Source organism: Spirosoma arcticum (assembly GCF_054779955.1).
Map to the genome: position 1 here is coordinate 683,274 of NZ_BAAGXG010000001.1, position 24,462 is coordinate 707,735.

The window sequence follows — 24,462 nt, forward strand, 5'->3', positions numbered from 1 at the left end:
TCACCGACTGCCTTACTCTTTCTTCGTCTTCACCGCTTCGACGTTGGCTTTGCGGTTTTCCAATTCGGTGAGGGCGTTGGCCTGGTCGGTTTTGTTGGCTTCGAGGTCTTTTTCGAGCTTCTCCAGTTCCTTTCCGTTGTCTTCAATGCGTTTCAGCAGGCGCTCTTTTTCTTTGGCGTTCTGCTCAATCTCCTGCCGAAGGCGCTCCCCCGTTTTCACCATCCGCTGGTGTTTTTTCTGGGCGTCCTCAAAACCACCCTCGGCGGTGCGTACTTCCTGCCCGAACAGACTTTTGTTGGCGAAATCTTTCAGCATCTGCTCGGCTGCAGAGTAGCCCGTGCCGCCCGGCGTTATAAAATTGCCGCTGCCCAGATCGAAGCCCGCGAAGATTGTGGCCGAGTTGCGCGACGATTTCACGGTGCTGGCAACGTTGATCGGCTCCGGTGAAATGGCTTGAATGTTCGCATTGGGCACCCGGTAAAGACCGCGCGACGCGGTTAACCGACCGTACGTTTTGAGTTGCGCTTCCCAGTCTTTTTCAATTTGTTTTCCGTCGCCCTGGATTGTCAGATAGAGACCCGGCATTTTGGTTTTTTCGATGGTGTTCTCGCCCGCGTAAACGGTTTGGGCGTGCGCTGCGCTGGTTAGCCCAATTAGGCAAATCAGGACTGTAAGGTGTTTCACGTTTCTCATAGACTTCATGGGTTTTACCACTTAATGGCAAGCTTACGGGGTATCCGTTTTGCGGCAAATCAACAGGCGTTTGTCGCCGTTCAGTAAGGTTGTGGCAAACAGGTAGCAGTCGCCCCCGTCCTGTAGGCCCAGCTTTTTCCGCAACTCGGCCACCGACTGCGGAAAGTTACGCACGGTTAGGTTCGCTTTCATCGTGGGCAGGAGCGACTGCACCGTTTTACGGTCCGGTTTGAGACTATTCTCACAAACGAAAATCCGGCCCGGAAAGTCTGACCGCAGCGCGTTGCTGGTGTACAGATGACTGTTCGGCGCGAGTTTGGTCAGCCCAAACCGACTACCGACCAGCCGAAATGCGCCCGCTTTCAGCACGGCTGCGTTAGGTTCGTAGAGGTACCGCTGCGGATCGCCAAACGGCGCGTTGGCGGCTTGTTCATCCGTCCCGGTAAACGCAAACCGGTCTTCCCGATCAGGGAGTATATTGACGGCGGTAAATTCAGTTTGCTGTTCGGGCGTCCGGTCAGCGTTCAGCACGACCAGTACCTCTTTCACCTCACCCTGAACGGCTACCACGTGAATCTGCGCCGGGTTCAGCAGCCGACCTACCTGCTTCAGGTCGATCATGGGCGATACCTTCAGCAGCAGGTGTCGGCTTTTCTGGGTCAGCACGGGTAGAACGTCCAGCACGTTCGGCTCGCAATCTTCCAGCCGCACAACTTTACTGCCCTGCCCGTCGCGCCGGTGTGGATCGAGGTAAATCCAGTCGGTGGGCTGCGTCAGTTCTTCCACTACGGCTAAGCCATCCCCCGCCCGAACTGTTACGTTGGCGACGCCCATGGCCGGGAGGTTATGGGTGGCCAGTTCTGCTAAGTCGGGCTGGTGCTCTACGTACATCACCTGCTCCACGCGCTGCGCAAACGCCCACACATCAACGCCCATGCCCCCCGTGAGGTCGAAAAGCCGCTGACCACTGACCAGGGCCGCTTTGTAGTGGGCCGTCCACTCCGACGACGCCTGCTCCACCGACAGCGCGGGCGGGAACAGCACGTGCTCATTCGCGTACCAAGAGGGGAGTTTGTCGCGGGCTTTCTGGCGGGCTACGAGCTGACCCGCCAGCTTTCGGACGTCGATTCCGGCGGGGTGAGTGCGCAGGACCACCTGACGCACGTCGTCGGTCAGGTGGTCCTGAATAAACTGCTTTTCGGTTGGCGTGAGCAAAATCAAGGTGATGGCTATTAATTTGTTTTCACAGTCTTCACTATTTTTACGCAACGCAACACCTCACTTTTACGTTGTCAAACCTGTATAACCGCCAAGAAAACACCCTTTTATGCAACGAGTTAACCCGCTTCAAACCCTTGCTTCTTACAAAGCTGCCTGGCTTCGTCAGGACATCCCGGCCGGTCTATCCGTCTTTCTGGTAGCGTTGCCCCTCTGCTTAGGCATCGCGCTTGCGTCGGGAGCACCCTTGTTTTCGGGCTTGGTGGCCGGCATAATCGGTGGTATTGTTGTCGGGCTGCTATCTGGTTCCGAAGTCAGCGTGAGTGGCCCGGCGGCTGGTTTAGCCGTGATCGTGGCCGACGCCATCGCAAAAATAGGGTCGTATGAGGCATTTCTGGTAGCGGTCGTGCTGGCGGGTATCATGCAGTTGATTCTGGGCCTGATCAAAGCGGGCCGGTTCAGCAGTTTTTTCCCCGACAGCGTCATTAAGGGAATGCTGGTGGCCATTGGTCTGGTTATCATCCTGAAGCAGATTCCGCACGCCCTCGGCCGCGATAATGATTACGAAGGTGAGTTTGAATTTCAGCAGTTAGCCGACGGTGAGAATACAATTTCTGAAATTTACCGGGCTGTCGAAACGGCCAGTACCGGGGCGGTTATTATCAGCGCCGTGTCGCTGGCGTTTCTCATCATCTGGGAGCGCACGGCGGGGCGCAGTACCCGCGCCTTCTTCAAAAATTTTCCGGGTGCGCTGGTCGTCGTCCTTATCGGAATCGCCTTAAACGAATTTTTCCGGGTCAGCGTACCGGCCTTTTATCTGGGCGACACGGCCAATCAGCACATGGTTCAGGTGCCGACGATTGCCCCCGGCAAGAGTCTGTTTTCGATTTTCGACTTCCCGAATTTCAGCGTCCTCAACAACCCGCAGATTTACGTCATTGCCGCTACCATCGCCATCGTAGCCAGCTTAGAAACGCTGTTAAACCTCGAAGCGTCTGACCGGCTCGATTCCGGCAAGCGGGTGTCGTCGACCAATCAGGAACTGATTGCGCAGGGTGTGGGCAACACGCTCTCCGGCCTGATTGGTGGTTTGCCCATCACCTCGGTCGTGGTGCGGACATCGGCGAATGTGTATGGCGGGGCCAAAACGCGGGTATCGGCGGTTGCCCACGGTGTGCTCCTGCTGGTGGCCGTTTTCCTTGGTGGACCGCTGCTAAACCTGATTCCGCTTTCGTGTCTGGCGGCTGTGCTGATTATGGTGGGCTACAAATTAGCTAAACCGAGCATCTTCAAAAAAATATACAAAGACGGCTGGGATCAGTTCGTGCCGTTCATTGTGACGGTGCTGGGCATCATTTTCACCGACCTGCTGAAAGGTATTGTACTGGGAACTGTAATCGGTATTATTTACGTGCTGTACACAAATTTCCAAACCACGTTTCGCATGGTCCGCGATGGCCGCTTAGTGACGATTGAGTTTGAAAAAGATTTGTTTTTCCTGAGCAAACCTCAGTTGAAAGAAGCCCTCGGAACGCTCCAGCCCGGCGATGAGGTCATCGTCGACGGGTCGAAAGCCCGGTTCATCGACCACGACATTTACAATATGCTGCACGACTACAAAGAAATCGCTGAGGTGCAGGGTATCAAGTATGAACTGCGGAATGTGCTGCTGAACCGGCGCAAACAAAAGAGAAATCTCCAGGCGCAGCCCGACAAAGTAGTAAGTTAATCAGAGGGTGGTGACTAACCGGTTAACCACCTGAATAAACCAACAGAGCCAGAATACACGGTGTATTCTGGCTCTGTTGGTTTATTCAGGTGGCCATGCCTACCGGAAACCCTGCTGCTGCAGGTGCCGGGCATCTTCCTCATCGCGGGGCTGCACACCCATCACAATGCCGCCCTGTTTGATGCCCGATTCATATTCCTTCGCGTGTTCATCGGGTATGCCAGAACCGACCAGCGCACCGATCAGGCCACCCGTCAGCCCGCCTGCACCCGCACCGGCCAAGCCCGCTGCCAGCGGACCGGCCACCACCAATCCTAAGCCCGGCAGGATCAGGTTGGAGCCAATAGCCGCAATAGCGGCTGCCACGGCACCTACCGTACCGCCAATGGCCGAGCCAATGCCCGCTTTTTCCATTGCCTTATTGCCCAACTCCGTGTCGTCGCTGTCGTGCTGACGAGCAAAATGCTTGTCACGCGTTTCGTCGGACATGAGCAGGTTAATGTCTTTGTCGGTGTATCCCCGGCCCTGCAGGGTTGAGTAACCACGCTCGGCACTATCGCGGTCGTTGTACATCGTGGTCATAATCCGTTGAGATTGACCTGCTGACGTTGTGTTAGTGGAGGATTGATCTGTGTACTCTGCCATGGTTTTGTTGGTTTGAGTTAAAAATTAATAGGCCATCCGTGTAGTCGGAGGACGGTAATTCAACGGCATGCGGTAACGATTGTTCAGCATATTGAGTGAGTGGCATTACGGAATTGTTAGCTGCCTTTTCACCGGATCCCGTTTAATAAATATCCCGATCAGCTCACGAACAGAGTGCGGACGGTGCACCATGACGGTGGTTATTTTTATAGGCAGGCGACGGTAATTCAATTCGTAACCTGTCCCGAACAAAGGCTTTTTTACTCAACTTATGCACTCATGCAACCTGTTCATTTATTGATTGGAGTCCTGTCAAACCTGTTTACGCTGGCGCTGCTGGGCACCGATGTTTATTTATTTCGGGAATGGTACCGGCTCAAAGACAGTCCGTATGACTACGCCCGCGACGACGCTCAGCGGTATCTGATCTGGGCTATCGGCTTGGTTGTGCTCGCTCTTCTGGGCGGATTCATTATTAAGTTTTTGTTAGGTAAGTCCGGTTCCGACGAGCCGACTATGGAACGAAGTGAGGAAACAACCACACTCGACCGGCCGGAAGGCCACAAGCTGTTTATCGAATTCGCGGGTCCCAAAGATGCGCAGCCCCTCATTTTGATTCACGGCTGGAGCAGCGACAGTACGCAGTGGTATTACCTTAAAAAGCGGCTGTCTCAATCCTACCGGCTTATGCTGATGGACCTGCCGGGTCTGGGCAAGTCGGGGAAACCCGAAAACAAGGATTACTCGCTCGATAAGTTTGCCCGCGACCTCGATGCGGTCATTGATCTGGCTGGCTCCCGCAAGCCAATTGTGCTGGGTCACAGCATTGGCGGCATGACCATTCTTACGTACTGCAAGCAGTTGAGTGCCCGGTTGTCAGATCGGGTGGCGGGCTTAGTTCTGGTTCATACGACGTTCACCAACCCGGTCAAAACGTCCATACTAAGCGGCCTGCTGACGGCGTTGGAGCGGCCCGTTCTGCGGCCGTTGTGCCGGTTACTCATCTGGTTTGCCCCGCTGGTGCAAATCAGTAACTACATGAAATACCTGAACGGCTCCCAGCACTTGACGAATCACTTCACCGGTTTTGCTGGTACGGAAACGCGGGGGCAGCTGGATCACGTGTCGCGGTTGAGCGCCAGTAGTCCGGTGGGCGTTATTGCCCGGGGTATGCTAGCCATGTTCGACTACGACGCCACGGCCGTGCTGCCGACGATCAACGTACCGGTACTGGTTATTGCTGCTGCTCAGGACCGGCTTACCAAACGGGAGGCCAGCGAGTACATTGCTCAGCACGTACCAAACGCTCAACTAATTGTTCTCCAGCCCAGTGGTCACATGGGTGCGCTGGAACGGGGTAACGAAATGGCTGAAGCCGTTGACCAGTTTGGGCAGGCAATAAATGTAGCTGAGGTCACGATTTAGTGAGGTTTGTTCCGAAAGCAGTTGTACTGATGCATGAACCGACACGAGCCGACGCACGTCTGATTAAAAAGCTTGATTTTAACAATTTCTAAATTATGTTCTATAAAACGTCAGTATTACCATGTTGTGAAATAAATTACTGGCTTATATAAGGTTGCTCAAGTAGTATGCTCCTTTTCTGACGATCAAATGGAATAGGTTTGCCTGACCAATGATCTGCGTAATGAGAATACATGTGCTTCTTGCTTTATCCTCCCTTTTAACAGTTAACGTTTTCGCTCAATCCTGCAATTGTAATGTCACTATAACAAAAGAGGGTATCTACGATGGCACTTATTTAGGCTGGAAAGCCGGGCAAACGATTTGTATAAAAGCAGGCAATTATAAATACCTGTATTTTAAAAATATTGTAGCCGCAGTTGCCCAGCCCATTAAACTAATTAATTGTGGTGGGCAAGTAACGGTAGGCACGGAAACCGGACAAAATGGAATTCGATTTAACGACTGTAAATACGTACAATTAACTGGTAGTGGGGATAGTCGATACAAATACGGTTTTAGGGTTAACAAAACACCAGCCAATCATTCGGGTATAGTAGTGACGGGCTTCAGTACCGATTTTGACATTGAAAAAGTAGAGGTTTCGGGAACCGGTTTTGCCGGTATATTAATTAAACAGGATCCCAATTGTGACCCGGCCACCTGGCAACATGCGTTTGCTATGCATAATATACTGGTTCACGATAATTACGCGCACGATACCGGTGGCGAAGGAATATACATTGGCAGTTCATTTTGGAACAACGGAATGACGCTTATCTGTCAGGGCGCGGCCACCAAAGTCTATCCACATACTATATACGGCTTAAAAATATACAATAACAGGACGGAGCGCACAGGCTGCGAAGGTATTCAGTACGCCTGCGCTCCGGAGGCTGAAGTGTACAATAACGTTGTTAAATTTTCGGGCGTTTCACCCTTTGACATTTACCAGAACAATGGCATTCAGGCGTCGGGTAACGTAAGTGGCCGCCTGTATAATAACATGATTCAGCACGTTCCCGGTAGTGGGATCATTATTATGGGTCACTCAGGTTCAAATCTGATCTATAACAACCTGATTACCAATGTAGGAGAAGCCGGTATACTGTGTGATGATCGCCCCCGAACGCCCCGTGGCAACACGATTATTTTTACCAATAATACAATCGTCAATTGTGGTTCGGATGGATTTGTTTTGTACAATGACCCCGACGTAATCACGCTGACGAATAACGCTGTCATTCAGGCGGGTACGGGGAAACTGGTACGTCATTTTCCGGGCATGCAGGTTACTCAGGAAGCAAATTATTACCACGATTGGCTCGGCAATGCGTTGACCAATAAAGTCATTGATGCTGCGTATAAACCTCTACCCGGATCACCGTTGGTTGATCGGGGAATGGTTAATCAGTACTGGCGGATTAATGCCGATCTTCAGGGTAAATCGCGTCCTCAGGGAGGTGGTATGGATATCGGGGCCTACGAGTATCAATCATGGGGTAACGCCCGCTCGGCCGCACCAGCAGACAGCGGGACCAGTTGGACTATTGATCCGGTTACTGGTGGCGACGAAGCTGACCTGATTGGACTTCATTCGTTTCCCTCGCCCTGCACCGATAACTTGTCGATTAGGATTGGGGATGATTCGGGTATTTCGGAAGTTGGAATTTACACCCTGCAAGGGGTCCGGTTGCTGCACGTTACCCCCCCGCTTTCTACGCGTGGCGTTACGCTGCAAACCAGCCACATAGCCACTGGAGCGTACCTGATTCGGGTGGTTACGGCTAATTCAAAAGTTCTGTCGGGACGGTTTACTAAGCAATAATAATTGTCTCAGGATAGCATACACTACCTAAGTCGGCTCGTTAATAAATTAATTTCTCCAATCTGATTTTTCTGCTTAACCTTGCTATCAACTGTAGATTTGTAGTGAAATGGACGTACTTTCATTTTTTGAAAAATCTACTTAAATAGGCCATAATTGATTAAAGAATAATAAGGTTTATATGAAATAATTTAGCCTGAATTTATAGTAATTAACGGCTGTTAATAAAATTATTTTTTCACTACCTATTTAAAATATACTACCAACAGCACTAAAAATTAAAATCTTCACTGACGTCTAATTTACTGAATTAGCTGTGATGACAGATCATTTTAATCCATTCGTTCGAGGTTTAGCATACACTTTATTATGGTCAATCGTACCGACGTTTGCGCTGGCTACGCACATCGTCGGGGGGCAGCTTGAGATGGTTGCGGTTAGCGATAAGCCCGGTCATTTCAGCGTTATCATGACCTATTATTACAACGAAGCGCAGACCGCCAATCGGCCCTTAGCCAGTAGTGACGTCGTGATTTTTCGTAAATCGGACGGGAAGCAAATGGCTCAGTTTACGCTGCCCAACACGACCCTGACCAATCGACCAGCCGTTGCTTTTACTAATCCAGACTGCGCCCGGCAAAATAACCTGCAGGTTAGTCAGGTGGTCTATAAAGCCGACATTCAACTTGACCCCAATGAGTACACCGATCCGCAGGGGTATTACTTAATTCAACAAAACTGCTGCCGGAATGCAACCATTGCTAACCTGATTAATCCGCAGACTACCCCGTTTTTATTTTATCTCGAATTTCCCGCCTTGCTCATTACGGGTCAGGTCGTTGTTAATTCATCGCCCGTTTTTCTGCCTCTCACCGGCGATTATATATGCGTGGGGAGTCCCTTCACGTTCTCGACCGCTGCCCGCGATGCGGATGGCGATGCGCTGCGTTATTCGTTGGTATCGCCACTGGCGGGAACATTCACCGCCAATACGGCAGTCATAAAGCCAGCCCCTTACCCAGCGGTTAACTGGCGGGCGGGCTTCAACGCGCAGCAGGCAATACCGGGCAACCCGGCCCTGGCAATAGACGCCCGCACCGGCTTGCTTTCGGTGAAGGCCAGCCAACAGGGGTTATTTGCGTTCTCGGTGCGGGTGGAGGAGTTGCGCAATGGGGTGAAAATTGGCGAGGTTCGGCGCGATCTTCAACTGCTGGTTATTGACTGCCCCACCACTGCGTTATCGACGCCAATTATTCAGATCCAAAATCAACCCGTTGGCACCACCGAAGCCCTGTTGTGCGCGGGCAAACCGGTTATGCTGCAAACCACGGCCAACGCGGACTGGACGTATCAATGGGATAAAAACGGTATTCCGATCAACAGGGCGACTAATTCTGAATTGAGTGTACTCGAACCGGGCGAGTATGGCGTAACCGTAGCGTTGGCAAGCGGGTGCAGTCAACGGCTGCGTTCGGGGAACGTGCGCATCAATGACGCGTCAGCGAGCACCCCAATAACCTTCGACTCAATCCCCCGGTTTTGTGGTGCCGATCAGCCACCGGTCCAACTGAAAGGAACCCCCGCCGGTGGTGTATTTTCGGGTAAGGGTATCGAGGGCGACCTGTTTTACCCGGACGTGGCGGGCGTGGGTACGCATGAATTAGCCTATACCCTGCAAAGTACCGCGAATCAGTGCTACAGTGGAAGGGCTCAGCGCCGGGCTGTAATCGGATCAGCACCAATCGTTGAGTTACCCGCCGAACTGACGGTTGACAAAGGGGGCAGTGTGGACCTGCAACCTACGATGACCGGTCAGCCGGTGCGTTTTTTGTGGGAGCCAGCCATTTACCTGACCGCTTCTGACCAGCCTGCTGTTCGGGCGGTCAGCGTGGACACTGATGTCCTGTACACGTTGACCGCCACCGACGAAGCCGGTTGCCGGGGCATGGATTCGGTACGGGTTCGGGTGTTCCAGCGCCTTTGGGTGCCGGACGCGTTCAGCCCCAATGGCGACGGGCTAAACGACACCTGGCAACTGACCGGCATTGAAGCGTATCCGCAGGCCCGGCTAATCGTCTATAACCGATGGGGGCAGGCTGTGTACCAGTCGGTGGGATACGACCGCCCGTTCGATGGTACCAACAGCGGAAAGTCGCTACCAATGGGCACGTATCCCTATGTATTGCATCCAGCGCCCAACAGCCCGTCCCTGAAAGGTTCCGTGCTGCTGATCCGGTGAGTTGCTGCGTAGCATCGCTTCACTGTTTTGCCTGCCCGTCAGTCGCGGCTGAGTTTTCCGCCAGCCGCCAGGCCACTGGGTACGCTGGTCGAGACGGATTTGTCGAAGCTCTCGTCGGTGAGGGCGTGTAGAAACTGCACTAAGTCATTACTCTGGGTTACGCGGGGCCGCAGCAGCGAATCCAATTGGCTGACGGATACATTCGGGTTGAGTTGGTCGCCGTCTTTTACGACATCGTAGAAATTCAGCACATCAGCCAGCGACTGCTGCTTGCCGCTGTGCATATACGGCGCGGTCAATTCGATGTTTCGCAGCGTAGGTGTTCGGAAGGCGTACTTGCCTTTTTCTCCTTTGTCGGTGGAACTTAGTTTCTCGTTATCCACCACGCCCAGCACGTGCGTTTTGTAGTCGCTGAACATGGGGCCGTTGTGGCAGGTAGCGCAGCCGTTTTGAATGAACAGCACCATGCCGCGTTTCTGCGCTTCGGTCATCGCCGATTTGTCGCCCCGCCGGTAGCGGTCGAAGGGGGCGTTGTTGGCCAGCAGCGTCCGCTCGTAAGCCGCGATAGTTTTCCCCAGATTCTGGGCCGTCACGGCGTTCGCTCCACCAAAAATTTGGCTAAACTGAGTTCGGTACGCTGGAATGGCGCGTAGCCGGGCCAGCACGCTGTCGATGGCATTGGCTTCCGAGAACACGTCGCCCCGCATTTCCTCAAACTGGGCAATGGGCATCAGCGACTGGGCTTCCAGCGATTTTGCCCGCAAATCGTAGAACATGGGGGCGGTGGCTGGGTTATAGCTGCCGTGTACGTCGATGCCGTTGAATGCCACATTGAGCAGGGTAGGGGCATTGCGGTTGGTCAGTGTACCATTGTTCGTCGGCCGGAAGCGTCGGTTAATGCCTTGCCCTTCGCCCCCCACGCCGATAGGTAGGTCCAGGCCGTCGGTATAGCCGAAGGTAGGGTGGTGGCAGGTGGCGCAGGCTACGTCTTTGTTACCCGACAGCACCGGGTCGTAGAACAGCAGTTTGCCCAGGGCCACTTTTTCCGGCGTACGGGGGTTGTCGGCCGGGTCGATCACGGTTTGGGGTAAGGCCCCAAAATTCTCGGCTGGGTTCACGTCCAAATCCGTCGGCTGGCAGGCATAGACCGTCAGCCCGAACACGAGGATGCTGGCGAACAGGGCGTATAGTTTGGGTGATTTCATGACGATTGAATTAAAAGGTGTACCCGACGGAAAGAGCGAGGGTATTGCGCAGGACAACTGTGCCGTTCTCGGGCTTAAACAGTCCCCGGTACTCAAAGCCAAGGGCGTAGCGCGGCTTCAGGCGAACGCCAACGCCGACGGTCGCACTGGGAATGAGGTTATTAAACGTCTCGTTGAAGGTATAATCCGGGAAGCGAACCTGCATTCGTTCGCGCCAGTACTGCGCCCCGACGCCCACCGATGCCGTGAACGCCCTGCGCGACTGGTAGCGGTAGCCGACGTTCACCAGACCGATGTCAGCGACGAAGGCACTGGTCGTTTTCTGAAAAAATCGGCCGTACCCAAGCTGCGCGAACAGCGCATTGCGGGAGTGGCGCAGTGGCTTGCTCACTTCAGCCCGCAGACCCGTTCCCAGCAAATAAAAGCTGGACTTCGGCAGTTGCGGGTTCACCAACCCATCCACCCAGACCGCAACGGCGGACCGCGCGTTCCTGAGCGGTTGCTGAGCCATCACCGGTACTCCGGTGGCTACAAGAAGAAAGAAAAGGAAAATCGTTTTCATCAGAATAGTTGATTAAACAGGGCACGAGCAATCCCAAACAGCGCGTTGAGCCGCCTGCGAAGTGTGTTTCAGTAAGATGTTGGGTGGGGTAATTAACCTACCCGTCTAACCAGGCTTTAAAAGCCGGGGCTTTTTCGCGGCTGACGAGCACTTCCTGGGTCGTTTCGGGGCGGAGTTCGACTTTGAGCTTGCCGTTAAAATACGTATGGATCTTTTGAATGGCCGTTACCTGGGCGATGAACTGCCGGTTGAGCCGGAAGAAATGGAGCGGGTCCACCAGCGACTCCAACTCCTCCAGCGTGTAGTCGACTAAGTACTGCCGTCCGTCGCGTCCGACTAAGCAGGCTAATTCGTTGGCCGTGTAGAAATAAGCCACCTGATCCTGCCCGATGGGAATGAGCTGTTCGCCGTTTTTAACCAAAAAACGGGTTTTGTGCGTCCGGCGGCTCATCTCCAGACTGTCTAACAGCGACTCTATTTTACGGGCGTATACCTGGGGCGAAAACTCCTGCTTCAGTTCCTGGTACTTTCGGATAGCGTCAGCCAGTTCGGGCAATTTTATGGGTTTCAGGAGGTAGTCGATGCTTTTGACCCGGAATGCTTTGATGGCATATTCATCGTATGAAGTGGTAAAAATGATGGGGCTGTGGGCCGGGAAGGCTTCAAAAATCTGAAAGCTCAACCCGTCGGAGAGTTGAATGTCCGAAAAGATCAGGTCAACCGACTGGCCCGTGGCAAACCACCGCTTGGCCGACTCCACGCTTTCGAGCACTCCGGCAATTTCAACGCGGGGGTCGAGCTTGCGGATGAGCTTTTCGAGCCGCTCAGCCGCCGGATACTCGTCTTCGATGATGAGGGCTTTCATGGGTGAAGGGTGAAGAGCGAAGAGTGAAGGGTGAGGAGTGAAGGGTGAGGAGTGCTTGCTTTCGCTCCGCACCGGCGGCCCGGTTTCACTATTCGCCATTCACTAATTAAGTAAGAGTGGAATCTTAACGGTAAATAAATCGGCGTTGCGGATAACCTCTACCTGCCGGTCGGTGAGCAGGCTGTAGCGGTTGATAATGTTCTGCAAACCCACCCGCGTCGACTTTTCCAGAATCGTTTTCTCCTGAATGTTATTTTCGATCACTAAATACCCGTTGTCCTGCTGATGAATCTTAATTTTCAGCGGATTTTCCTTCGAGACAACGTTGTGCTTGATGGCGTTTTCGATGAGCATTTGCAAACTCAACGGAGTGACGTACTGGCGGTAGGCATCCGGCGAAAGCTTCGTTTCGACCTGCAGATTATCGCGGAACCGGATTTTGTTTAAGTACACGTAGGCATCCAGAAACGCAATTTCTTCCTCCAGCGGCACCGTGTTCTTGCTGCGGCTGACGAGCACGTAGCGGTACACGTCCGACAGGCGTTCGAGGTATTGCTGGGCATCGTTGTTCTCATCGTCGATCAGGGCCGCCAGCGTGTTCATGCTGTTGAACAAAAAATGCGGATCGAGCTGGTTTTTGAGCACATCCAACTGCGACTGCACACTCTCGCGGGCCAGCGACTCGGTTTTGCGGACGTTCATTTTCCAGGCCTCGAAGAAATACACGGCTTCGTACACCAGGTAAACGACGATCATGGGAATGATGCTGATGCGAAATCCCGTGAACAGAGCCAGGTTCTTGCCAAGAATAGCCTTACAAATCACTTCATCCAGTATGTAGGTAGCCACGAACGTGTATAAGAAGCCAAGCGCCGTTTGATAGACCAGACGTCGGGTAGTTTGATTATAAGCGGGCAGTGACCGGCGCATTTTGAGAATGACGTACCGGTTGCCTTCCCACACAATAAGCGTCGTGCACAGGCCGATGAGCCAGTTGGTGGCGAACGCCGTGTTAAACTGCCGGAAGTCGTCGAAATGCATCGTGGCCGGGATCACAATGCTGAGTAGCGGTATCCCAATCAGCCGAATCCGGCTGTCGTTGAGTGTGTAGGGCGTAGCGTCCATTGGTTCAGGTAATAAAGCGTTTGAGTGGGCTGGCACTGAAAGATACCACTTTCCGGGGGTATTGCTCAATCTTTGCGCCAGCCAAACGTGTAGCCAATCGTTACGTTGGCCAGCAGACCATTGGTGCCCGGAAAACCCTGCGGGGCAGCTTTGTACGTCTCCCTGCGGTTCGTCGCTTTGTTAAGGTAGGTCAGTTTGTCATTCTCCAGCGAACTCCACACGTTGGGCCAGAAGCGCACACTCGGCAGAATCAAAATACCCGCCAGCCCATTGTTCGCTTTGCGGAACGGGTAGTAGCGGTAGTAAGCGCCCAGCCCAAGGGTCGCGGTTCGGTAGCTCGTGAGCCGACTGGTTCCAGCCTCGGTCTGCCCATTGTAGTTCACCTCGTAAAAGTGAAGTTTGGGTTCAACCCGAATGTCAAACGCGGGTGTGATGCGGTAGCCAAAGCCGATTCCCAACGTTGATACTAACTTCTCGTTAAGCTGCTGATCCTGAGCGGTCAGCGACGCAGTTTGCCCGTTCAGGTTGATGTTGAACCCGTGCGAATAATCGAACACCAGTCGCCGGGTGGTGTATTCGGCCTGCACGTTGAAGCCGCCCAGTAGCAGTTGACTAATGCCCCCGCCGAGCGTAAAACGGTTGGAATACGGGAACTCCGTCCGGCGGGTGGGCTGATCCTGCGCGAATGCGGCTGAACCAGCGCTGATGGCCACGAGGGCGACGAGGGTAATTGTGTTTCTCATGATGTGTATGCCGTTTGATTGAACTGTTTTTATCCGTTGACGAATCAAAACTGGCGGATGAATGAGCGCAACCAAAGTCGTTCGGGGGCGAAACGTCGGAGTGCCGGGGGCGAAGCGTTGGGAAAGGAAGGGCCAGCCGAAACCTTCTGGACGGAAGTGAATCGTCAGCAGGCGGCAGAAATGGGTCCCGGCCGACGGCGTAAATCAATATTAAAGGGCCGTAGGGGTAAAACCACGCTGCCACTTTTGGGCAATGGCCACCGCCGTTTCCAGCATGGCGGATTCCCAATGCTCAACGTTCCAGGCCGAATGGGCTAAACTGGACGCTGCCAGCCGGGTTTGTGCCTGCTTGTAGTCGCTGGCCGTTTCCAGAATAATCGAAAGCTCCCGCTGCTGGCTATAAAGATGAGCGTCTTCCGGCGGACAGGAGTTGGGCAACAAAGACGCTGGCGGTTCAAACGGGTTAGGCAGGTGGGTTGGCAATGCCCCATTTTTAGCCTGTACAATACCGTCCATCGTCAGAAAATCGGCGCCAAATGCGCGTTGGTCCTCTTCCGTTGTCAGCCCACTTCCTAACTGCTCCAGCACTACGTATTTTAGATTTGGACAGCGGTCTATGGCGCTCGGTAACCACGCAAACACATCGGCAGGTACGGCATCATCGTGCGTATCCCGCCGGATTGTCCGGGTTGGTGTGCTGACCGACGAACTCCAGCTTCCCCCGGATACGTGCATTTCGCGGACCCGGTTCAGTGGGTACATGGCCAGTAAGTCATCCCCACTCAGGTCGAAATTCTGGCTCTGACAGTATAGGTTGTGCAGATCCAGAATGATAAAGCCGTTGACTGGCTCTAATAGCTGATGCAGAAAATCGCCCTGCCGCTTTACGTCATCGAGCGAGTAAGCGAAGGCCAGATTCTCCAATCCAACCGGACAGCGACACGCTTCCTGAATACGCGCCAACCGGTCCTGACCAATGGCCAACGTGGACTGGGTGAGGGGAATGCTCAGGGGAGCACCCGTGTGGAAATCGGCCCCGGTCATGAAACCGAAATGCTCGGTAATGTGGTCGAACTGATAGGTGGACGACAGCGATGTCAACTGACGTAGCCACGCCTGCTGATCGGGCGTCCACCGGCCCGAAAAGAGCGAGAAGAACACACCGTGGCCGATCAGCCGACCCGCTTCGCCGAATGTTCGCAACAGTTCGTCAAACCAGCCGGGAAGCTCCTGGTGGGTAAAGAGCGAATCGAAAGCCCATTCGATGGCCTGTATCTCTTCGGACTCAAACAGGGGCAAACAGGCCCGCATACTGTTCGGGTCGGCGTTGCAGGCCACCGACGAGCGAATAGAAGCCATAGGTTCGGTGCGTTATCAGCCCATACCACAACCCGGACAACTGTACGGCTGCTGGTCTTTTTCGGGTTCCTTTTTCTTGGGTTTAATCACATCGAGACTACTGCACGACGAACTGACCGTTGTGACCGCCACCGCCACGGCAATGGTCTGGAGCAGGGTTTTAGAAATTTTCATGATCTACTGATTAAACGATAGCTTTTCTCCGCTAAGTAGATCCTGTTAATGGGCAAACCGTTGGAACGGTCGGAAAGGATTTTTTCGCGGCTTCGGCAGGGATCAAAGGCGCTACGTCAATTCTTTTTGATCAGGAGCCGCTGAGCGTGGTGCTGACCGTCGCGCAGCAGGTGCAGCATGTACAAACCATTGGTCAGCGTGGGGGGTAGGGGCGTTGTCTGGGGTTGATTGGCGGTTGCCGAAACGGTTTGCTGCCACACAAGCCGTCCGGTTAGGTCCCGTAGTTGATAATTCCAGACGCCAGAGCGGGGCAGTCGCACCGTTAGCGAGCGGCCGTCATTGGGGTTGGGGTAGATGACCGGTGCCGGGACCGGTTCATTTGGCAGGGCCAGTATCAGGGCGTTGTCGTTGCTGAACTGAACCCGGCCGTTTGGCGACTCCAGCCGAATCCGGTACACATTCTCGCCAGAGCGGGCCACGGGGTCTTTGAAGGCGTACAGGTGCGACAACTGGCCATCCGTGGGGGCGACTAAACTGCCGACCGGCTGGAAATTGCCCGCGTCGTCACGCCGTTCGATACTGAAGCGCGAATTAGGCGGCTCCTGAGCCGACAGCCAGTAGACCTGCACGGTGGAGTCGATGCGTTCACTCTGCACGTCGATAAAGGGCCGGATGTCGCGCCACGACGCCGTTGCCCGAAACGGTAACGACGGCACACCCGCCAGCACTGGCGCTGTCGCCACAACGCGCAGCCGATACAGTCCTGTCGATAGCGTATCGGGAAGTTTGACCCGCAGGGGGGCGTTAGTCCAGCCTTTTCCTACCTCGGAGACGTACCAGCCCCGTTCGTTAAGTAATTGGATAACAACCGGCGACGGGGCCGTGAAACCAAGTGTTTCAAAGGGAACGGCGACTTCCGTACCCACCGGAATTTCGCTGGGCACCAGTCCGGTCTGGATAAACTGGCGGGGTTGGTGAGGCTGCGACTGCTCGAAGAACGCGCTGGTCAGGTTGCGATTCCAGGCGTCGGCAACGGTGGAGATGCCCTGAATACCCCCAGCGATGTTCTCGAAGTGGCCGTGTTCGGGTCGGGGCGACTGGATAACATCGGTGTTGGGGCCGAGCCACACGTTGTTGCCGGGCAACTGGGCGAGTTGCACCTGCGCACCCACAACGGCCATGCTGGAAACGGGACCTTTGGGCGAGATGGAACACTGCGCTACTACCCACGTCAGATTGCGGCCAAAATCGGCCCGGCTATGGTCGATGGTCTCCTGCACATACCGACGATAATCTGCCTGCTCGGTGCGGAGTGGCACCGCGTCCGATTCGCCGTGGTGCCACAACACGGCCCGGATACCGAACAGATTGTGGTAATACTGAAGCGCGTTGCGCAGGTTCGAGTAGGGCTGGAGGAACGGCCAGGGCTTGCTGACAAAGATGTTGACGGCGGTCTTGCCATTCGCGGTGCTGCTCCAGTTTTCGGCCACCGTTGCGGGCATAGCCACGTTGAAAAAAGCCACCGGCACGTTGTAGCGGTCGGCTATGTGATCGCCCAGTTCACCCCAGCACCAGGCCGTTTCGCCGGTCGGAAACATCAGGTTGGTAGCCGCTAAGGGCGAAAAGGTGGGATGAGGAAATGGGTTGTCCGACGATTCAAACACGTCATTTTTGTTCCAGAAGCGGTTCCAGGCGTTAAACGACACGACCCGGTCGGTAGCACTTTTGGCTCCCAGTTTAGGAATACCCATGGCATTGGACTGTCCGGCCACCAGAAACACCTCGCCCACACCCACCTGCGTCACCGACGTCGTGCTGACGGTCTGATTGTCGCGCACGCCCCGCACGTCTAAGCGAAAGAAACCCGCCGGGGCCGTCAGCACCCCCCGAAACTGTCCATTTCTCGGGCGGTCCTGCACCAGCATCCAGTCGGCCGGGCGATTGTCGGCCGCCTGGTTGGGGACCGACGATAAGCGCACCAACCGGGCTTCCACCCGGTCAACGGGTAATGAAAAGAAACCCGCAATGTAAAGGGGAGCCTGATTTTGCCGGTCACGCTGGATAACCATGTGCGGCAGGGGATAGGATACGCTCAACTGCGCCCACACCGATGGGGATAAAAGAAGCCAACAGGAAAGGGAAAGTAGTCGTTGCGTCGATAGGGGCATGGGGGATAAATGTGCGTTAATCAATGACTAACCTGACCACAAAGCTAAGCATTTGTCCCTGAATGACCAGCTAAAACCCAGTCCGTCAAGGGTGAACACCCTGAAAACAGGAATTTGACAGAGGTGTTTGCAACAGGCCGGGCAGGATTAGCGTAATGAGTATAAAAACAAAACAACCATGAAAAAATTAATTTTAGCGGGCCTGATCGCCTTGTTTGGCGCTGGCCTATGGAGTTGCAATCAAAATGAAGCCGTCTCTGTCGATGCTGATTCTACCATCAATGCGGCCCGGCTGGGTTCCGACACGACCGGCTTTTTCTGCCGCGACAGCCTGACGAGAATTGATGTTGCCACGTTACCCGCTACCGTGACCAGCTATATTTCGACGAGCTACGCCGGTGCCACTGTCAACTACGCTGCTAAGGACGATGCGGGCAACTTCCTGGTTGCCATTACGCAGAACAGCCAGCGGAAAGCGTTGCTGTTTAACGCCGACGGTACCTTTAATCGGGAGTTGTCGTTGCGCGGAGGTGGTAAAGGGCACGGTGGCGGTCATGGACACCGGGGCGGCCGGGACAGCCTGACGGTCATAGCCGTGGCTAACTTGCCAGCGGCCATCACGAGCTACATCACGACCAACTACGCCAGCGCGACCATTACGGCAGCGGCCCTGGACGCCACGCGCGGCTACTTCGTCATGATTACGCAGAACAGCCAGCGGCAAACGCTGTTGTTCAACGCCGACGGTACATTTAACCAGGCGATTGTGCGGGCCCTGAAAGGAAACTACACGGCGGTAGCGGCCAGTGCATTACCAGCCGCCATCACCAGCTATATCACGACCAACTACGCCGGAGCTACCATCCGGGCGGCTGGCACCAACGCCACCGGGCAGTTTAAAGTAATTGTGCAGCCCACCACGGGCCGACACGTCGAACTGCTGTTTGCCGCCGACGGCACGTTTGTGCAGGCAAGAACCCGGCGGTAATTGGCCGCTGTAAGCCGCCTGCAATTTGTTCAATGGGTAGTCCGATTATTCCTGTCAGCCGCCCGACTGGGCGGCTGACGTAGTTTGCAGTCAGTAGCTGGCTGAACTTGATTAGGCTCAGTATCTTACTGTAAAAACCAGTGCCCGGCTGACTGAACGGCCGGGCACTGGTTTTCTTTGCCTGATAGATCAAGAATAACGCCTTCGCGTTCATACCGGCAGATTCGGATTCGTTGGAATGTTACTGCTCCTGCTCAAAGATGGCCATTGCCTGGTCAATCGTCTCATCATCCACCCCATCCACGATCAGCTCGTTGTCATTGTCGACGTTGCTGATGACCGTTACCTGATCCATTTCCAGGCCCGGATCAACCGTGAACAGAGCGGCCCGAAAGCGCTCTTCAATCTTGCGGTTCAGCGCCTGGGTGTACTCCTCGGCCACCTGCTTAGCCACCTGTTCTTCATTAAGATTAGCATTCATACCTGAGTACGCAGTTTATAGGTTCTGACGCAAAACAGCCAATACACTGATTAGTAGTATATTGGCTGTGGATACGGGTAGCGGGGAGCAGGATCGAACTGCCGACCTTAGGGTTATGAATCCTACGCTCTAACCATCTGAGCTACCCCGCCGGGTCGATGCCACAAAAGTACGCAAAAATTGACCCGGCGCAAAAAAGTGCGTTGACATTCGCAAAAATTTTCGTTTACCTTTGCCCATGACCCTTTGCCACCAGAATCGCTATGGAGAAACTAAAATTTGTTGCTGAATACGAACTGCGGGCGTCTCCAAAAATGCTCTTTCCGTACATCAGCACCGCATCCGGGCTGTCGCAGTGGTTCGCCAGTAAGGTCAATACCATGCCCGAACAGCGGTTCGACTTTCAGTGGGACAATGAAAGCCACGTGGCCCGGCAGGTCTCTATGCGGCAAAATAAGGGGGTCCGGTTCGAGTTTTTAGACACGGCCGAAAATGGCCACGACAACAACTACGTCGAGTTCCGCGTCGACCAGTCTGAGCTTACCCAGTCTACCTACCTGCGCGTTACGGACTACTCCTCCACCAGCGACGAAGACGAACTCAAAGACCTCTGGGACGGTTTAATGGATAAGCTCAAGGAGATCGTTGGCAGTTAAAAAAGGTTAATGAATAATGCCCAATGAAGAATGAATAAGGGAGCGAACGTTATAGCAGCGTGCACACTCATTATACATTGGTCATTAGCCATTATACATTGTAATGAAGAAAATTGACAAATTAGTACTTGGCTCGTTCTGGGGGCCGTTTTTTCTGACACTTGGCGTCGTTATCTTTATCTTCCTGATGCGGCTGTTGATGTTCTACATCGACGAGTTCGTTTCCAAAGACCTTGACCTGGCCACGTTCGGCCGCCTTCTCTTTTACTTCGCCCTGCTCACCGTTCCAACCGCGCTGCCGCTGGCCGTGCTGCTGTCGTCATTGATGACGTTTGGTAACCTCGGTGAGTTTTTTGAGCTGACCGCTCTCAAAAGCGCCGGTATCTCGCTTACCCGTGCCATGCGTCCGCTGCTGATCGTCGCGGTGTTTATCAGTGCCTTTTCGTTTTGGTTCAACAACAACGTTTCGCCCTGGGCTAACCTCAAAGGATACAGCCTGCTGTATGACATAAAAACGGCTAAGGCCACCCTGAACTTGAAAGAAGGTATCTTTTATAACGATCTGCCGGGCTATAGCATCAAGGTCGACCGGAAAGTAAAGGCCGCCGAAGGCAGCGTAACGGGTGACCTGCTCAAAGGATTAGTCATCTACAAACACCCGACGAGTGGTATCGAAACGGGCAACCGTGAAATTATCCTGGCCGACTCCGGGCGGATGTACACCAGCAAGGATCGCAGCTACCTGGTCTTCGAGCTTTTTAACGGCAACGATTACCAGGAATACTCGGACAACGGCAGCACCAGTTACGCCAGCAGCGGAGGGCAGCAACGGAGTTCTCAGTTCATGCGTAATGGGTTTAAAGACTACCGGTTGGTTATCAGCTTAGAGTCGTTTGGGCTGAAGCGCACCGACGAAAATCAGTTCGAGTACCATGAGTATATGAAGAACCTGACGGAGCTATCTACGCTGACTGACTCCCTGCGTAAAGATTATAAAAACACCAGCCTCAGCGTGGCCAGTACGTCGCGGCAGTACTACAATTACCAGTTCAAGGCTGACCTTGCGGTTTCCCAAAAGAAGGTGACGGATGGAAAATGGATCGATGCCGTATTGAAAAAACAGGAGGTGAACCGGCCGGACCTGACCCAGGCGGCCCTGAGTCAGGCGCAGGGTATTCTCTCTTACGCTACCTCTAACGTGTCGTATTTGACGGAGAAGGAAAAAAACGTGTGGAAATACCAGTTGGAAACACACCACAAGTTTACGCAGGCGATTGCCATTTTTGTCATGTTCCTGATTGGCGCGTCCATGGGGGCCATTATCAAGAAGGGGGGATTTGGTTTGCCGGTGCTGATTGCCATTGTATTCTTTATTTTTCTGTATGTCCTGACCATCGCGGGCGACAAATATGCGAAGGATGGCGTACTGTGGGTGCCAATTGGTGCGTGGTTGGCCAACATCGTACTGTTTCCGGTTGGCTTGTTCCTCATGCAACGCGCCCGTCACGATTCGCGGCTGTTCGACAAAGACGTGTACATCATCGCGTGGGAGCGGTGGAAGAAAAAAGTGGTAAGTAAGGGAAGGGAGTCGTAAGTCGTAAGTGGCTGACGCATCCTACGCTTACGCGTCAGCCACTTACGACTTACGACTCCCTTCCCTTACTTATCCACTTTTTTCCTTATCTTTGCACCCAAATTCATTTTTTCATTAAATTAAGCTGTCTGAAGATGTATCTAACGACCGAAAAGAAGCAGGAGATATTCTCCACCTCGGGCCACGCCAAAAGCGCAACGGACACCGGGTCGGCCGAATCCCAGATCGCGCTGTTTACCTACCGGATCAGTCACCTGACTGAGCACCTCAAAGTTCACAAGCACGACTACGGCACTCAGTTGGGATTATTAAAATTAGTTGGTAAGCGTCGGCGTTTGCTGAATTACCTGCTCAAGACCGACATCATGCGGTACCGAGCTATTTTGGCCGCGCTTGGATTACGGAAATAATTGACCGGTTACACGAAGGGAATCTGCCAATCTGCCAGTTCAGGCCGGGTAGATTCCCTCATTTTTGTGGTTTCCTTGCTGAAACGGTGATTGCTGCGGTAAGAGCGGTAGACGAGGGGATTTTTGCTGTTTTAAAGCTGTACGAGGGCGTATCTAATAATCTACTGTATGTTTGAAATTACCACGCAATCCGTTGCGCTGCCCGACGGGCGGGAAATTACCATCGAAACCGGCAAACTGGCCCGTCAGGCCGACGGAGCGGTGGTTGTACGGTTGGGCGACACCATGCTGTTGGCCACCGTCGTATCGAGTAAAGACGCAAAGGAAGGCGTCGATTTTCTTCCCTTATCAGTTGATTACCAAGAGAAGTTCGCGTCGGCCGGTCGCATTCCCGGTAGTTTCCAACGGCGCGAAGGTCGGTTGGGCGACCACGAAATCCTGATCAGTCGTTTGGTCGACCGTGCGCTGCGGCCCATTTTCCCCAATGATTACCACGCCGACACGCAGGTGATGATTACACTCATCTCGGCTGATCCTGAGGTGCAGCCCGACGCCCTGGCTGCCTTAGCCGCTTCGTCGGCAATCGCCGTATCGAACATTCCGTTCAACGGGCCGATTTCGGAAGTGCGCGTGGCTAAAATCGACGGGCAGTATAAGATCAACCCGAAAACGTCGGAACTCGAACGCGCCACGCTCGATCTGATTGTAGCCGCGACTGAGAAAGATATTTGCATGGTGGAAGGCGAAATGAGTGAATGCCAGGAGAGCGAAATGCTTGAAGCGCTCAAGATAGCCCACGAAGCCATCAAGGTGCAGTGCCGGGCGCAAAAAGAACTCGAAGCTAACGTAGGAAAGACTGAAAAGCGCCAGTACAGCCACGAAACGCACGATGAAGAACTGCGGGCGGCCGTTCGGGCGTACTGCTACGATAAAATTTACGAAGTAGCCCGTCGCCAGAACCCCAATAAAAAAGGAAGATCGGACGCTTTCAAAGCCATTCGCGATGAGTACATCGCCACGTTCCCCGAAGGTTCCGGCGTGAATGTTGGCTTGATTAAAACGTATTTTCACGATTTGCAGTCAGAAGCGTCGCGTCGGCTGGTGCTCGACGAGCGTGCCCGTCTGGACGGTCGGGCGCTGGATGAGATCCGTCCCATCTTGGCCGAAGCGGGTTATTTGCCCGGTCCGCACGGGTCGGCGCTGTTCACGCGGGGCGAAACCCAGTCGCTGACGACCGTAACGCTCGGCACCAAAACCGACGAGCAGATTGTGGATCAGACGATGTATCAGGGCTACAGCAAATTTTTGCTGCACTATAACTTTCCCGGCTTTTCGACGGGCGAGGTGAAGCCCAACCGGGGAGCCGGTCGGCGCGAGATTGGTCACGGGAACTTAGCCCACCGGTCGCTCAAGAAGGTGTTGCCGTCGGGCGAGGATAATCCGTACACCATTCGGATCGTGTCGGACATTCTAGAGTCGAACGGCTCATCGTCGATGGCGACGGTCTGCGCCGGTACGATGGCTCTGATGGACGCTGGTATCAAAATTAAGGCACCCGTGGCCGGTATTGCGATGGGTCTGATCTCGGACGCGGACGGTGCCAAGTTTGCCGTGCTGTCGGACATTCTGGGCGACGAAGATCACCTCGGCGACATGGACTTCAAAGTGACGGGTACTGAGAAAGGCATTGTTGCCTGCCAGATGGACCTGAAAGTCGAAGGCTTATCGTACGACGTGCTGGCGCAGGCGCTTGAGCAGGCCCGGGCGGGTCGGCTGCACATTCTGGGTGAGATGAAAAAGGGCATTGCTGAGGTACGCAGTGACCTGAAACCACACGCCCCCCGCGCCGTCGTTATCCGCATCGACACCAATCAGATTGGCGCCGTTATCGGGCCCGGCGGTAAAGTTGTGCAGGACATCCAGAAGGATTCGGGTGCCGTGGTCAACATCGACGAACACGACAACGCGGGTTGGGTCAGCATTTTTGCGACCAGCAAAGAAAGCATGGATAAGGCCGTGTCGCGCGTGAAAGGCATCGTAGCCGTGCCCGAAGTGGGTGAAGTGTACGTGGGCAAAGTGAAGACGATTCAGCCCTTTGGCGCGTTCGTTGAGTTCATGCCGGGTAAAGACGGACTTTTGCACATTTCCGAGATTAAGTGGGAGCGGCTGGAAACGATGGACGGGGTATTACAGGTGGGTGAAGAAATAACGGTTAAGTTGGTGGATGTGGATAAAAAGACGGGAAAGTACCGCTTGTCACGTAAAGTTCTGCTGCTAAAGCCGGAGAACAAAACTGCATAGGGCATTGTTACTTTT

21 protein-coding genes and 1 tRNA gene are annotated in these 24,462 nt (G+C 54.0%); 9 read left to right on the forward strand and 13 right to left on the reverse strand.

Translation table 11 applies throughout. From position 1 onward, the window contains the following. Window positions 1-12: 12 nt before the first annotated feature. Window positions 13-693, reverse strand: a complete 681-nt coding sequence (locus tag ACYVHB_RS03090) for a hypothetical protein (RefSeq protein WP_461049499.1) — start codon at window positions 691-693, stop codon at window positions 13-15. A gap of 33 nt (window positions 694-726) precedes the next feature. Continuing rightward, window positions 727-1,908, reverse strand: a complete 1,182-nt coding sequence (locus ACYVHB_RS03095; RefSeq protein WP_461049500.1) for a THUMP-like domain-containing protein — start codon at window positions 1,906-1,908, stop codon at window positions 727-729. A gap of 112 nt (window positions 1,909-2,020) precedes the next feature. On the opposite strand from ACYVHB_RS03095, the gene ACYVHB_RS03100 reads away from it, so the two are divergent. Beyond that, window positions 2,021-3,640: a SulP family inorganic anion transporter gene (locus ACYVHB_RS03100; protein WP_461049502.1), complete on the forward strand. Its 1,620-nt coding sequence runs from the start codon at window positions 2,021-2,023 to the stop codon at window positions 3,638-3,640. A 99-nt stretch (window positions 3,641-3,739) separates the two neighbouring features. Here ACYVHB_RS03100 and ACYVHB_RS03105 read toward each other — a convergent pair whose 3' ends face one another. Beyond that, window positions 3,740-4,213, reverse strand: coding sequence for a hypothetical protein (locus tag ACYVHB_RS03105; RefSeq protein WP_461050024.1), 474 nt, complete (start codon window positions 4,211-4,213; stop codon window positions 3,740-3,742). Between the two features lie 351 nt (window positions 4,214-4,564). On the opposite strand from ACYVHB_RS03105, the gene ACYVHB_RS03110 reads away from it, so the two are divergent. The 3 genes from ACYVHB_RS03110 to ACYVHB_RS03120 all read left to right on the forward strand — a co-directional run bounded on the left by ACYVHB_RS03110 (window position 4,565) and on the right by ACYVHB_RS03120 (window position 9,816). Further along, window positions 4,565-5,710 (forward strand): alpha/beta fold hydrolase, encoded by a 1,146-nt coding sequence (locus tag ACYVHB_RS03110; RefSeq protein ID WP_461049504.1) that lies wholly within the window; start codon window positions 4,565-4,567, stop codon window positions 5,708-5,710. 721 nt (window positions 5,711-6,431) lie between these two features. Continuing rightward, window positions 6,432-7,577, forward strand: a complete 1,146-nt coding sequence (locus tag ACYVHB_RS03115) for a right-handed parallel beta-helix repeat-containing protein (RefSeq protein WP_461049506.1) — start codon at window positions 6,432-6,434, stop codon at window positions 7,575-7,577. A gap of 319 nt (window positions 7,578-7,896) precedes the next feature. Next, window positions 7,897-9,816: a gliding motility-associated C-terminal domain-containing protein gene (locus ACYVHB_RS03120; protein WP_461049508.1), complete on the forward strand. Its 1,920-nt coding sequence runs from the start codon at window positions 7,897-7,899 to the stop codon at window positions 9,814-9,816. Window positions 9,817-9,854: 38 nt separating this feature from the next. Here ACYVHB_RS03120 and ACYVHB_RS03125 read toward each other — a convergent pair whose 3' ends face one another. The 8 genes from ACYVHB_RS03125 to ACYVHB_RS03160 all read right to left on the reverse strand — a co-directional run bounded on the left by ACYVHB_RS03125 (window position 9,855) and on the right by ACYVHB_RS03160 (window position 18,017). Next, window positions 9,855-11,021, reverse strand: a complete 1,167-nt coding sequence (locus tag ACYVHB_RS03125) for a cytochrome-c peroxidase (RefSeq protein ID WP_461049510.1) — start codon at window positions 11,019-11,021, stop codon at window positions 9,855-9,857. Between the two features lie 10 nt (window positions 11,022-11,031). Next, window positions 11,032-11,583, reverse strand: coding sequence for a hypothetical protein (locus tag ACYVHB_RS03130; RefSeq protein WP_461049512.1), 552 nt, complete (start codon window positions 11,581-11,583; stop codon window positions 11,032-11,034). Between the two features lie 97 nt (window positions 11,584-11,680). Further along, a complete protein-coding gene (locus ACYVHB_RS03135; RefSeq protein ID WP_461049514.1) occupies window positions 11,681-12,547 on the reverse strand; it encodes a LytR/AlgR family response regulator transcription factor in 867 nt (288 codons plus the stop codon). A 3-nt stretch (window positions 12,548-12,550) separates the two neighbouring features. Beyond that, window positions 12,551-13,573 (reverse strand): sensor histidine kinase, encoded by a 1,023-nt coding sequence (locus ACYVHB_RS03140; protein ID WP_461049516.1) that lies wholly within the window; start codon window positions 13,571-13,573, stop codon window positions 12,551-12,553. 65 nt (window positions 13,574-13,638) lie between these two features. After that, complete coding sequence (locus tag ACYVHB_RS03145; RefSeq protein WP_461049518.1) at window positions 13,639-14,316, reverse strand: hypothetical protein; 678 nt, start codon at window positions 14,314-14,316, stop codon at window positions 13,639-13,641. Between the two features lie 210 nt (window positions 14,317-14,526). Then, window positions 14,527-15,675, reverse strand: a complete 1,149-nt coding sequence (locus ACYVHB_RS03150; protein WP_461049519.1) for a multinuclear nonheme iron-dependent oxidase — start codon at window positions 15,673-15,675, stop codon at window positions 14,527-14,529. Window positions 15,676-15,690: 15 nt separating this feature from the next. Beyond that, window positions 15,691-15,849, reverse strand: a complete 159-nt coding sequence (locus tag ACYVHB_RS03155; RefSeq protein ID WP_461049521.1) for a chryseobasin-related MNIO class RiPP peptide — start codon at window positions 15,847-15,849, stop codon at window positions 15,691-15,693. A gap of 116 nt (window positions 15,850-15,965) precedes the next feature. Beyond that, the gene (locus ACYVHB_RS03160; RefSeq protein WP_461049523.1) at window positions 15,966-18,017 is read right to left on the reverse strand and encodes a sialate O-acetylesterase; all 2,052 of its coding nucleotides are present in this window, start codon (window positions 18,015-18,017) and stop codon (window positions 15,966-15,968) included. Window positions 18,018-18,195: 178 nt separating this feature from the next. On the opposite strand from ACYVHB_RS03160, the gene ACYVHB_RS03165 reads away from it, so the two are divergent. Beyond that, window positions 18,196-19,005 carry a PepSY-like domain-containing protein gene (locus ACYVHB_RS03165; protein WP_461049525.1) on the forward strand — a complete coding sequence of 270 codons (810 nt, stop codon included), beginning with the start codon at window positions 18,196-18,198 and terminating at the stop codon, window positions 19,003-19,005. A 241-nt stretch (window positions 19,006-19,246) separates the two neighbouring features. Here ACYVHB_RS03165 and ACYVHB_RS03170 read toward each other — a convergent pair whose 3' ends face one another. Next, window positions 19,247-19,486 (reverse strand): hypothetical protein, encoded by a 240-nt coding sequence (locus ACYVHB_RS03170; protein ID WP_461049527.1) that lies wholly within the window; start codon window positions 19,484-19,486, stop codon window positions 19,247-19,249. Between the two features lie 78 nt (window positions 19,487-19,564). After that, window positions 19,565-19,638: transfer RNA gene (locus tag ACYVHB_RS03175), tRNA-Met, on the reverse strand. A gap of 111 nt (window positions 19,639-19,749) precedes the next feature. Between ACYVHB_RS03175 and ACYVHB_RS03180 the strand changes: the two genes are divergently transcribed. The 4 genes from ACYVHB_RS03180 (at window position 19,750) to ACYVHB_RS03195 (ending at window position 24,447) form a co-directional block, all read left to right on the forward strand. Beyond that, window positions 19,750-20,142: an START-like domain-containing protein gene (locus ACYVHB_RS03180; RefSeq protein WP_461049529.1), complete on the forward strand. Its 393-nt coding sequence runs from the start codon at window positions 19,750-19,752 to the stop codon at window positions 20,140-20,142. 103 nt (window positions 20,143-20,245) lie between these two features. Next, complete coding sequence (locus tag ACYVHB_RS03185) at window positions 20,246-21,736, forward strand: LptF/LptG family permease (protein WP_461049531.1); 1,491 nt, start codon at window positions 20,246-20,248, stop codon at window positions 21,734-21,736. Between the two features lie 134 nt (window positions 21,737-21,870). Next, entirely contained in the window at window positions 21,871-22,146 is a 276-nt protein-coding gene (gene rpsO, locus ACYVHB_RS03190; RefSeq protein ID WP_461049533.1) for a 30S ribosomal protein S15, read from the forward strand. A gap of 168 nt (window positions 22,147-22,314) precedes the next feature. Next, entirely contained in the window at window positions 22,315-24,447 is a 2,133-nt protein-coding gene (locus ACYVHB_RS03195; RefSeq protein ID WP_461049534.1) for a polyribonucleotide nucleotidyltransferase, read from the forward strand. Window positions 24,448-24,462 lie beyond the last annotated feature (15 nt).

Excerpts from the sequence above, each read along its gene's own strand:
- ACYVHB_RS03150 (WP_461049519.1), bottom strand. The coding sequence starts at position 15,675 with ATGGCTTCTATTCGCTCGTCGGTGGCCTGCAACGCCGACCCGAACAGT.
- ACYVHB_RS03170 (WP_461049527.1), bottom strand. The coding sequence starts at position 19,486 with ATGAATGCTAATCTTAATGAAGAACAGGTGGCTAAGCAGGTGGCCGAG.
- ACYVHB_RS03125 (WP_461049510.1), bottom strand. The coding sequence starts at position 11,021 with ATGAAATCACCCAAACTATACGCCCTGTTCGCCAGCATCCTCGTGTTC.
- ACYVHB_RS03180 (WP_461049529.1), top strand. The coding sequence starts at position 19,750 with ATGGAGAAACTAAAATTTGTTGCTGAATACGAACTGCGGGCGTCTCCA.
- ACYVHB_RS03165 (WP_461049525.1), top strand. The coding sequence starts at position 18,196 with ATGAAAAAATTAATTTTAGCGGGCCTGATCGCCTTGTTTGGCGCTGGC.
- ACYVHB_RS03115 (WP_461049506.1), top strand. The coding sequence starts at position 6,432 with ATGCATAATATACTGGTTCACGATAATTACGCGCACGATACCGGTGGC.
- ACYVHB_RS03185 (WP_461049531.1), top strand. The coding sequence starts at position 20,246 with ATGAAGAAAATTGACAAATTAGTACTTGGCTCGTTCTGGGGGCCGTTT.
- ACYVHB_RS03110 (WP_461049504.1), top strand. The coding sequence starts at position 4,565 with ATGCAACCTGTTCATTTATTGATTGGAGTCCTGTCAAACCTGTTTACG.
- ACYVHB_RS03145 (WP_461049518.1), bottom strand. The coding sequence starts at position 14,316 with ATGAGAAACACAATTACCCTCGTCGCCCTCGTGGCCATCAGCGCTGGT.
- ACYVHB_RS03155 (WP_461049521.1), bottom strand. The coding sequence starts at position 15,849 with ATGAAAATTTCTAAAACCCTGCTCCAGACCATTGCCGTGGCGGTGGCG.
- ACYVHB_RS03100 (WP_461049502.1), top strand. The coding sequence starts at position 2,021 with ATGCAACGAGTTAACCCGCTTCAAACCCTTGCTTCTTACAAAGCTGCC.
- ACYVHB_RS03105 (WP_461050024.1), bottom strand. The coding sequence starts at position 4,213 with ATGTACAACGACCGCGATAGTGCCGAGCGTGGTTACTCAACCCTGCAG.
- ACYVHB_RS03090 (WP_461049499.1), bottom strand. The coding sequence starts at position 693 with ATGAGAAACGTGAAACACCTTACAGTCCTGATTTGCCTAATTGGGCTA.
- ACYVHB_RS03160 (WP_461049523.1), bottom strand. The coding sequence starts at position 18,017 with ATGCCCCTATCGACGCAACGACTACTTTCCCTTTCCTGTTGGCTTCTT.
- rpsO (WP_461049533.1), top strand. The coding sequence starts at position 21,871 with ATGTATCTAACGACCGAAAAGAAGCAGGAGATATTCTCCACCTCGGGC.
- ACYVHB_RS03195 (WP_461049534.1), top strand. The coding sequence starts at position 22,315 with ATGTTTGAAATTACCACGCAATCCGTTGCGCTGCCCGACGGGCGGGAA.
- ACYVHB_RS03140 (WP_461049516.1), bottom strand. The coding sequence starts at position 13,573 with ATGGACGCTACGCCCTACACACTCAACGACAGCCGGATTCGGCTGATT.
- ACYVHB_RS03135 (WP_461049514.1), bottom strand. The coding sequence starts at position 12,547 with ATGGCGAATAGTGAAACCGGGCCGCCGGTGCGGAGCGAAAGCAAGCAC.
- ACYVHB_RS03120 (WP_461049508.1), top strand. The coding sequence starts at position 7,897 with ATGACAGATCATTTTAATCCATTCGTTCGAGGTTTAGCATACACTTTA.
- ACYVHB_RS03130 (WP_461049512.1), bottom strand. The coding sequence starts at position 11,583 with ATGAAAACGATTTTCCTTTTCTTTCTTCTTGTAGCCACCGGAGTACCG.